Here is a 9,665-nt window from a genome sequence, read left to right as displayed (position 1 = left end):
CACCCGCCGAGATCGCCGGCCAATGGTCCTGGGGGCATGCCCCCAGGACCATTGCCATCCCATCAATCAACCATCATGAAGGAGCCGGACTCTACCTCTGACTGGTAACAATCAGGGGAGCACGTCACCTGCCCCTCGCGCCGCGCCTGGCTCACGGCCATCAACGCCATCTGATGGTGGTGGAGAAGTTGGTTGAGGTCCATGATCTTGCTCCTTCGGCGGGAGCGCAATGGTCTCTCAGTCGCCAGCACGCGGTGGAAGCGGGCGATGCCATAGAGGTGGTGTCACCTCCCCTCGATTACAATGAGCACGCATTCAGAATTGTCGGCGACCGACGAGAAGCTGCTCATATATCCGTACTTCCTTCGCAACGAGCTTGCCCTTTTCCGACATTTTGCGGACGGAGGGTTTCGGGCAGTCGCTTCGTGACCGCCTGCAGCCTAGTCGCGGGCGCGAAGCCGCCAAGAGAATCGGGATAGGCTGTAGGTGAATTTGTGACGTGCTAGCTGTCGATCAACGTTATTCCCTGTCTTTCATTGCCATCCAAACCGAACACGAATGCATCCAAGATCCTGATTTATTTATCTAAATCTCTTAATCCGCAGGTCCTAGGTTCGAGCCCTAGTGCGTCCACCATTTTCTCTCAATGAAATCAGAGAGCTGGAAGAAGACTGGCGAAGCAAATGCTTCTCGCCGGCCTGCTAAGACGACATCTTGGCAGGGCTATGGCATCGGCATGGCAACATCCCTTCGAGTTCCATGAAAGGGCTTGCAACGGCTTGAGACGAATTCTGGTAAGTTTTCCCGGCGGCCCGCTGATCTTAGGGCGCGGCATTCAAGCTCAAGTCCGCTTCGCTCCGTCAGCAGCGCCAGAGTCCATGCATGGCCGGTAGCGGACTGGCAGCTTTCAGACGCAGATCGCGGAAAGCAGACCCTGGCCCTTTACTGGCATGAAGCGACCATTTCTATACACTCGACCTTATGTTACGCGATGCCCGACTGAGCTAGAGCAAAGGCAGCCAGACCATGGCATGGCATCGACAATTTCCAGTCGGGTTCTTCGGTGTCGCGGCGTTGCTCGCAGCGGCTGCCGCGAGTGCTGATCCATACACTGCGCCGCTTCCGCCAGGATATCAGCCATCCGGAGAGAGATTGGTCGATGGCCTGTACGCCGAAGTCAACGGATTGAATTCGGTCTTCGATGATCAGGAGATCCAGGAATTGGAGAGCGCGTGTCAGGCCGACGGCAAAGAGGTTAGCTGGCAGGATCGGGATCTGGGTTCCAGTGGTGCAGTCCGGATCTACCGCACAAGCAAGGCTGTGGCAGTTATCCGTGACACCGTCCGGCTGGTTACCGATCGCAAGACTTGCGTCGCTAGATACGCGATTGACCGGCAAGCGACTGTAAAGACCGGCCGATGGAAATACAGCGATGTACCTAACTTCGAGGACCCGAACTTCACGTGCAGCAAGGTATTGATTTTCCACCGATGCGCCGAGGGAACCGTCACAGGAATCAATGTCACCTGCCTCAATCGCGGAGACGGTTTTGTCGGTGACGTGATCTGTGTCTCACGCCGACGTGACCTTACGCGCGGGCTACTTGTAAGCTACTCTTCTTACGTCGATGACGGCTCGGTCCCGACCGGCGAGTGGCAATTGTCCAGGGTCGAGCCAACCGCCCTGATAGATCCCGTAATTTTTCGTACCCGGCCGAATGATTAAAGAAGCCGATTTGGACAACGCGCCCTGGTGCATCTCCGACGTCGCGCAACTTGCGTAGCTCGGACCTCCTCAACGCGGACCGGAATCGTCTCTCTTCCCGGCAGTTTCATTGATCCTGATTGGACAGCGACTAAACTTCCCGTGCCGCTGTCGTTTCGTTTCACTTAAGTGCCTCGCGCTCGACTTTTCCCGATTGCCGCCCCCCACAATCTAAATTAGACGTCGCTTCATCGCTGGGCGCGAAGCACTTGCGGAACAGGGGTTGGGGGCTGCACCGAATGAACGCGATCTTCGCCCGAGCGGGGCTAGCTGCGCTTGCGCTCGGAATCGCCGTGCCCGCCCATGCGGGCGTATCGGAAGATTTCTCCGAATGCGACGGGCTCAAGAAGCCCAAGAGCAGCGACGACGGGGTGCGGGGCGAGGCGACTTTCCCTTCCTACCGCTTCGGCGGCCGCGATGCGCCCAGCCAGACGCTGGCCGCGTGCAACCGCGTGCTGGAGAGCGGGAAACTCCTGCCCGAGCAGACACTGCGCCGCGCCCATGTGCTGCGAGGCGAGCCCGAGCCCGAGGGCACCGCCGTTGATGATTACCTTCTTGCCGGCCAGACCCAAGTCCATCACGTCCTCCTCTCGCTATTTTGCAAGGAGGTTATCGCGGTGACGCGCTATGGGACATCAACAAAAATGTGAGCGGTGTCCGGCGGGCACGACAAGAACCCGCCAGCGCTTCGCTACGGGCGCTCGATCACCACCGTTACCGCCCGCCGGTTCTTCGCATAGGCCTCTTCGTCGGATCCGACGGCCGCCGGGCGTTCCTTTCCATAGCTGATCACGGTGATCCGCCCCGGATCGACGCCAAGCGTCGAGAGATAATTTTTCGCGGCATTCGCCCGCCGCTCGCCGAGCGCGATGTTATAATCGCGTGTCCCGCGCTCATCGGCATGCCCCTCCAGCGTCACGCGGACGGCGGGATTGCGCGCAAGCCACGCAGCTTGGCTTTGCAGCGTCGCCATATCCTCGGCATCGACATTATACTGGTCGAACCCGAAGAAGATGCGGTCCGAAGACACATTCGCCACGAAATCCTGCTGCGAACCCGGGACGACGCGATCGGTTTCCTCCGGCCCGCAGCACGCGGGCGGCGGCGGCAGGTCCTTCGGCGCCTTCTTGGCACAGCCACCGACCACGAGCATCGCGGCCATCGCACCCATTATAATCGCTTTCTTCGTCATATTTCCCCCCTCATGCTGGAGAACCCACCCTGTCGGTTCCGGAAATCGTCTTTGTCAGGAGCGTGTTCGTGCGAGCGTTTCCGCACGAGCGTCGATTGCTGCGGGCCCGCTGTCGCCGACCAGCGCGTAGGACATGTCGCCGCGCCGCCAATAGGCGACCGAATGCTCGCCTTCGCGGACGGCGTCGGGCCGTTCGGGCGCCCCTTCGCGTCCGCGCTTGGCAAAGAGCGACAGATGGTCGCCTTCGCCGGTCTTGAGCGCCATCACCAGCGCCGGCCCGCGTTCGGTCGGGAACAGCTGCACATCGGTGACCTTCCAGTCGGCCGGGACTTCCGGGACCGAAATCCTGGTCGCGCGCCGGATTTCGCGCGCATCGAACTTCGGCGCCTCGAGCTGCGAGACCATGTCGGCCCGCATTCCCGCCACCAGGTGTGACGTTAGCGCGTCATCGACATAGCCGGGCGGTCCCTGGAATGTCACCAGCAGCACCGCCGCGATTCCGGAAGCCGACAATCCTGCCGCCGGTGCCCAACGCCGCCAGCGTGCGCCCACTGCCGGCGAACCGCCCCGCATGGCTTCGCGTATTCCGCGCGGCAGTGGCTCGCTGCCGCGTGCGAGCAGTTGCAGTGCGCTCCGCGTGCCCAGGTCGCCCATCACGCGCGCCGCGAGGTCGGGATGCTCGCGCAGATAGTCTTCGACGGCAAAGCGTCCCTCGGTATCGAGCTGCCCGTCGACATAGGCGTCGATCTCCTGATCACTTGGTGCGGCTGTCATCCCGTCCTCCCACGATACGCAGCGCCGGTTCGGCTTGCCGCTCGTCCTGTTGCCTCAGTGTCGCGCGCGCGCGCGCAATTCGCGACATGATTGTTCCCACCGGGACGCCGAGCACGTCGGCGCACTCCTGGTAACTCAAACCCTCGATCGCCGTCAGGTGAAGGACGGCGCGGTGATGTTCGGGCAGTGCGGCAAAGCTCCGCGCGATCTCGCCGAGACGCGCATGATGTTCCTGCGACGCGTCCGTATGCGCGACCTGCATCTCGGCGAAGCGATCGTTGCGCCGCGCCTCCGCCACCTCGCGCCGCGTTCCCGAGATAAAGACATTGTGGACGATCGCGAACAGCCAGCGCCGCCGGTCGCGTCGCGCCTGATAGGTGGCCTGACGCTCGATCGCGCGGACCAGCGCATCCTGCACCACATCGTCGGCATCGTCGCGATCGCGCGTCAAAGACCGCGCATAGCGGCGCATCGCCGCGACATCGTCGGCAAAGCCGCTGGATTTTCCCCAACGGATCTTCATGCCGCATATTGCCGGGCGAGTGCCGGAGAATGCAAGGCCACATCACGGCCGGCCAGCCGTTCATAGACGCGCGCTACGTCGGCTAGGACCGCATCCCAGCGATAGCGGTCCGCCACCTCTGCCGCTGCCCTGCCCAACCTGTAACGGCGCGCGGGCTGGTCGATCAGCGAAGCGGCGGCGGCGGCATAGGCTCCCGGATCATGCGGCGGGACGAGCAGCCCCGTACGGCCGTGATCGATGAGCGCCGAGGCGCTGTCGACATCGGCGGACACGACGGCGAGGCCCGACGCCATCGCTTCGAGGTTGACGTTGCCGAACGCCTCGGTGACGCTGGGGTTGATCAGGATATCGGCGCTGGCGACGGCCTCGCCAAGCGCCGCGCCGTCGAGGAAGCCGAGAAAAGTCACGTTGGGGAGCCGCCGCGCGAGCCAATCGCGCGCAGGCCCATCGCCGACCACGATCGGCCGAACCATATGTCCGCGTTCGCGCAACGCCGCGATCGTCCCGGCGAACACATCGAGGCCCTTTTCAAGGACGAGGCGCCCGAAGAACAGTGGCACCAAGTCGTCCGGCGTATAGCCCAGAAGCTGCCGGAAAGCCTGGCTACGCAGCGCCGGCCCGAACATCTTCGGATCGACCCCGCGCGACCATATCGACACTTTCCCTGGCCCGAATTGCTCGCCCAACGCGTCGCGGATCGGGGGCGTGGGTGCCAGGATATGATCGGCATCGCCGTAAAAGCGCGCGAGATAGCGGTCGACCGGACCGCGCAGCAAGCCGAGGCGATAATAGTGGAGGTAGGTTTCGAAGCGCGTGTGCAGGCTGGTCACCACCGGAATCCCTGCTGCCCGCGCATAATTCTGCGCTTGCCGCCCGAGGATGTCCGGCGCCGACAGGTGAACGATGTCGGGTGCGAACGCTTCCATATCCTCGCGCGCTGCCTTGGTGAAACCCAGCGCGAGCCGATACTCGGGGCGTCCCGGAATGCAGGCCGAGCGCACCGGAACGATATCGCCGACCGACGCGAAGGCCTTTTGCGGAGCGACCGGCGAGTATATGCGCACCTCGGCCCCCGCTTGTTCGAGCAAATAGGCGACGAGACGGTTGAGCGCGCGGTTCGCACCATCGCGGACGCAGTCGTAATTCCCCGAAAACAGCGCGACACGCAGCGGCCGGGGCGCGAAGGCTCGATATTCAGGGACAATGGGGGAAATGGCAGGGAGAATCGTCGTCATGCGGCGCATACGCCTGCCGCACGGATTCTATTCCATGTGCCATGGACCAACGGGGCCCTGGACTATCCTTCAGACCGATCCCCGGCTGGCGGCTATGCCCGCCGCCGCAACCTCATCCGGGCCATGCGCGATTATATAGCCCCACCGGTCCCGGATATTCGCTTCCGTCGTCTCTTCCGACCTCACGCGCGATCAACGCGTTGACCATGGCATTCAGGCGCAAGATGTTGCGCCGTTGATCGGGATGCGATGCGAGATTGACGAGTTCGTTCGGGTCGGCCTGCGTGTCGTACAGTTCGAGGTCGCTATTCCCCGCCAATTGCTTCCAGTTTCGCGGTTGCTGATGATGCTCGGGCGCAAAATAACGCGCGAACTTCCAGCGACCGTCGTGGACACCGCGGTGCAGCCGGCGGCGTGACAGGTCGAAGCGGTCGGTGAACGGCGCGGTCGCGGGCTGGCCTGCCTTCGGCGCCCAGCCATAGGCCACCGCATAGTTGAACAGATGCCCCCGAATGTCGCGCTCGGTCCGCGCGTCGGGATCGGTCAGCAGCGGCGTCGCGTCGATGCCCGGCAGGCCCGGAAAATGCGCCTTTCGCCAGGCCAGATCCTTGCCGCCGAGCGCGAGCAGCGTCGGGGCGATATCGACCGCGCTCATCAGCCGGCGCGAGCGGCGGCCGCCCGGCGCATCGGGGTGGACGATGATCATCGGCACGTTCGTTTCCTCGCGATAGATCGTGCCGCCCTTTTGTCGCATCCCGTGCGCCCCGGCGCGCTCGCCATGGTCGGAGGTGTAGACGATGATCGTGTTCTCGAGCTGCCCGCTCGTCTCGAGCGCCCAGAGGAGCTGGCCGATCCGCCGGTCGACGTCGCGAATGCAGTTGTAATAATAGTTGCGGAAACGGCGCCACGAGGCCTCGTCGCCATGATCGAGCGTCCCGTAGGTACGGACGTTCGATTGGGCGATCGCGCGATGTGCCTCGGGCTTGCCGCTCAGGTCGTCGCGATAGAAGCTCTCCGGCAGTTCGAAGCCATTGTCCTCGGCATAGAGCGGGTCGCCCGGCTCGCGCCGCAGCGGCCCCAGAAGATAGGGATACGCGCGCGTTTCGGTCTGCTTGCCCGTCGCATCGTAGAACATGATGTCGTGCGGGTTGAGCAAGCCGACGACCATGAACCACGGCTTGCCCCCGGCCTTGTCGCTCCCCTTGAAGTCGAGGATGCTGCGTGATGCGTCGGCAGCGATATATTGATCGTGCCGGTAGCCGTCCCACGTCAGGCCGACCGCCTCGCCGTCGAAGCCGTAATCGTCGAAGCCATATTCTTCCATGGCCTTTTCGGTGGCGGGATAGATCATGCCCGACACCTGGTTCCAGTTGCGCTTCTCGTTGATCGGCGAAAGGTGCCACTTCCCCTTGTAGCTGGTGTAATAGCCCGCCGCGCGCATCATATGGCCGAGCGTCGGCAGGTCGGTCGGCAGCACCGGATCGTCGGCGCCGCTCGAATTCAGATAGATGCCCGTGCGCTGGGTATGATGTCCGGTGAAGATCGTTGAGCGCGACGGGCTGCAAGGGGTTGTCTGGACATGGTAATTTTCGACGAGCAGCCCGCGCGCCATCAATTCGCGATGCCCCGGCAGTTTTTCGAGCAATCCGGGCGGAAAGCTCGCGATGCCCTGCTCCTGATCGGTGACGATCATCAGGACGTTGAGCTTGCGCCCATCCACCGCGGACACATTGGCCCGCGCGCCGGACGCCGCGAGCGCCCCGGCGCCCCCCATGCCGGCAACGAACGTACGACGATCAACAGTCCAAACCATCCCGGAACCTTCCTTATCGCGTTCGCCGTTCCGCCTAGAAGCGCAGCACAGCTTCCAGATTGACCGTCCGCGGCGGGTTGATCATCACGACATGGCTGTTACCGCCGAGCAGCGGCGTGTTGATCGCCTGGCTGAACGTCACCTCGTTGGTCAGGTTGCGCCCGACGAGCGCGAGTTCCCAGGCGCCGTCTTCCTTGCGGATCGCGAGGCGCGCGTCGAACTTGGTATAGCCCGGCTGCGCGTTCAGCGGGTTCATGTCGCCCTGCAGATAGGAGGTCGACGTGTAATCGGCCGCGCCGCGGGCGCTGACGATCAGGTCGTCGCCCACCGGCACGTCGAACTGCACATAGCCCGACGCCTTCCATTCGGGCGCGCGCGTCAGGCGCACGCCGGACAGGTTGTTCGTCGCGGGCGTGCAGGTCGACGGGGCGTTGTACAGGCAGGGTCCGCCCGGATAGTCGTTATATTTCGCGTCCAGATACGCCCCCGTGGCGCCAAGACTGACAACCGAACTCGGCCGGTAGCGCGCCTCGACCTCGACACCTTGCGCGGTCGCCTTCGCGGCGTTGCCGGTGATGAAGGCGGTGCCGTTGTACGACGACACCTGCAGATTGGCGAAGCGGGTGCGGAACAGCGCGATGTCGAGGTCGAGCTTGCGGTCGAACAGCCGCATCTTGGTGCCGAGCTCCCACGCCCGCGCGCGCTCGTCGTCGAAGTCGAAACGGCCGTTGTTGTTGCGGATGTTATAGAGCAGCAGGCCATCGTTCGACAGGAAGCCACCGCCCTTCGTCCCCGTCGCATAGCTGACATAGGCCGAGACGGCCGGGCTGAATTCGTAACGGAGGCGCAGCGAATAATCCCAGAGCTTTTCGGTGCGTTCGCCGCTGATGTCGAAATCGAGGTTGTTGGCGGGAATACGCGGCCCGACATTGGTGCTGGTCCCGCGCGCCTCCTTCTTTTCATAGCTGTAGCGGAGGCTGCCGCTGAAGGTCAGCGCATCGGTCAGCTCCGCATCGACGATCGCGAAGGGCGACAGCGACCAGGATTTCTGGGTGAAGCCGCGCGTCCCTTCGGCCTGCGGCAAGGTCGTCCCCACCAGGTTGCCGTTGTAGCTGATGAGCTGGAGGATATCGAGATCGGCGTCGGTGTAGGTCGCGCCGAATGCGAGGTTGACGCCCGCGGCGACATCGCGCGAGACGCGCAGTTCCTGGAAGAACTGGCTGCTCTCCTCGGCCTGCAGCGTGTTGAGCAGGTTGATCGGGCCCGGGATGGTGTTGAATGTGCGTTCCGAATCCACAGCCTGGTAAGCGGTGATCGACGCGATCGTCCAGTCGCCGGGGGTCCAGTTGACCGTCATCGCACCGGTGCGCGACTTGGTGACATCATATTCCTTCGGGAAGCCGCGGCTGAACCGCCAGAAACCGGGCTTGTCCTGCGCCGCCGCGCCGCCGCTGGCGTTGCGGACGATGTTGCAGAGATTGCAGTTCGCGTTGCCGATATTGTTATAGACCGCGTTCGATCCGTTGATCTCGTTGCGGAATCCCTCGACCTTGAGCAGCACCTCGAAATCGTCGCTCGGCTCCCACAGGAGCTGCGCGCGCCCCGACCGGTATTTCGAGCCATTGTCGTCGAACCCGGTCAGCCGGTTTTCGATATAACCGTCGGCCTGCCCGGCGCCCCCGCTCACGCGCAAGCTCAGCGTGTCGCTGATCGGCCCCGACAGGAAACCGCTGAAATTCATGCCGCCCTGCGCCAGTTCGGTACCGGCGCGAAACTCGGCCTCGAAATCGCGCGTCGGGCGGCGCGTCACCATGCTGATCGCGCCGGCATTGGTGTTCTTGCCGAACAGCGCGCCCTGCGGCCCGCGAACGACCTCGATGCGCTCGACATCGAGGAACGGCACCTGCAGCGACCGGGCGCGGCTCGAATAGACACCGTCGACGAACAGCCCGACCGACTGCTCGAACGCGAGGTTGTTCGCGCCCGACCCGAGCCCGCGGATGGTGATCGCGTAATTGCCGTTAGTATTATCGATCTGGAGGTTGGGAACCGACGACTGGAGGTCGGTGAACAGGCGCTGCCCCTGCTGCTCGATCGCGGCACCCGTCACGACGCCGACCGAGATCGGCACTTCCTGCAGCGTCTGCGGACGGCGCGACGCGGTGACGATGATGTCCTCATTGCCCGCGTCTGTCGCGCCCGCCGCTTCGGCTTCCTGCGCCGCCGCCGGAATGGCGATGGCCATCATTAGCGTTCCGGTGGCGAGTGCCGTCATGGCTCGGTGGTTGCGTGTCATCCCTCTCTCCCTCGTGCGCAGCCACCGTCGGGATGACGCATCTGCGCTCCTCGACTCCATGGCCTTTC

General features: G+C 63.5%; 8 protein-coding genes. 1 reads left to right on the top strand and 7 read right to left on the bottom strand.

Going from position 1 to position 9,665, the window contains the following annotated elements:
• Positions 1-984: 984 nt before the first annotated feature.
• Complete coding sequence (locus ACIPPQ_RS15870; RefSeq protein WP_446545028.1) at positions 985-1,488, bottom strand: hypothetical protein; 504 nt, start codon at positions 1,486-1,488, stop codon at positions 985-987.
• A gap of 515 nt (positions 1,489-2,003) precedes the next feature.
• On the opposite strand from ACIPPQ_RS15870, the gene ACIPPQ_RS15865 reads away from it, so the two are divergent.
• Complete coding sequence (locus ACIPPQ_RS15865) at positions 2,004-2,414, top strand: hypothetical protein (protein ID WP_446545027.1); 411 nt, start codon at positions 2,004-2,006, stop codon at positions 2,412-2,414.
• Between the two features lie 41 nt (positions 2,415-2,455).
• On the opposite strand, the gene pal is transcribed toward ACIPPQ_RS15865, so the two are convergent.
• The 6 genes from pal to ACIPPQ_RS15835 form a co-directional block, all read right to left on the bottom strand.
• Complete coding sequence (gene pal / locus ACIPPQ_RS15860; protein ID WP_446545026.1) at positions 2,456-2,956, bottom strand: peptidoglycan-associated lipoprotein Pal; 501 nt, start codon at positions 2,954-2,956, stop codon at positions 2,456-2,458.
• Positions 2,957-3,010: 54 nt separating this feature from the next.
• Positions 3,011-3,730: an anti-sigma factor family protein gene (locus ACIPPQ_RS15855; RefSeq protein WP_446545025.1), complete on the bottom strand. Its 720-nt coding sequence runs from the start codon at positions 3,728-3,730 to the stop codon at positions 3,011-3,013.
• Positions 3,711-4,253: a sigma-70 family RNA polymerase sigma factor gene (locus tag ACIPPQ_RS15850; RefSeq protein WP_446545024.1), complete on the bottom strand. Its 543-nt coding sequence runs from the start codon at positions 4,251-4,253 to the stop codon at positions 3,711-3,713. Before ACIPPQ_RS15850 ends, ACIPPQ_RS15855 begins: the two co-directional genes overlap by 20 nt.
• Positions 4,250-5,488: a glycosyltransferase family 4 protein gene (locus tag ACIPPQ_RS15845; protein ID WP_446545023.1), complete on the bottom strand. Its 1,239-nt coding sequence runs from the start codon at positions 5,486-5,488 to the stop codon at positions 4,250-4,252. Before ACIPPQ_RS15845 ends, ACIPPQ_RS15850 begins: the two co-directional genes overlap by 4 nt.
• 112 nt (positions 5,489-5,600) lie before the next feature.
• A complete protein-coding gene (locus ACIPPQ_RS15840; protein WP_446545022.1) occupies positions 5,601-7,301 on the bottom strand; it encodes a sulfatase-like hydrolase/transferase in 1,701 nt (566 codons plus the stop codon).
• A 34-nt stretch (positions 7,302-7,335) separates the two neighbouring features.
• Positions 7,336-9,597 carry a TonB-dependent receptor gene (locus ACIPPQ_RS15835; RefSeq protein WP_446545021.1) on the bottom strand — a complete coding sequence of 754 codons (2,262 nt, stop codon included), beginning with the start codon at positions 9,595-9,597 and terminating at the stop codon, positions 7,336-7,338.
• Positions 9,598-9,665: the final 68 nt, after the last annotated feature.

Source organism: Sphingopyxis sp. LARHCG72 (assembly GCF_052871675.1).
This window is presented reverse-complemented; position numbering and strand designations above follow the sequence as displayed.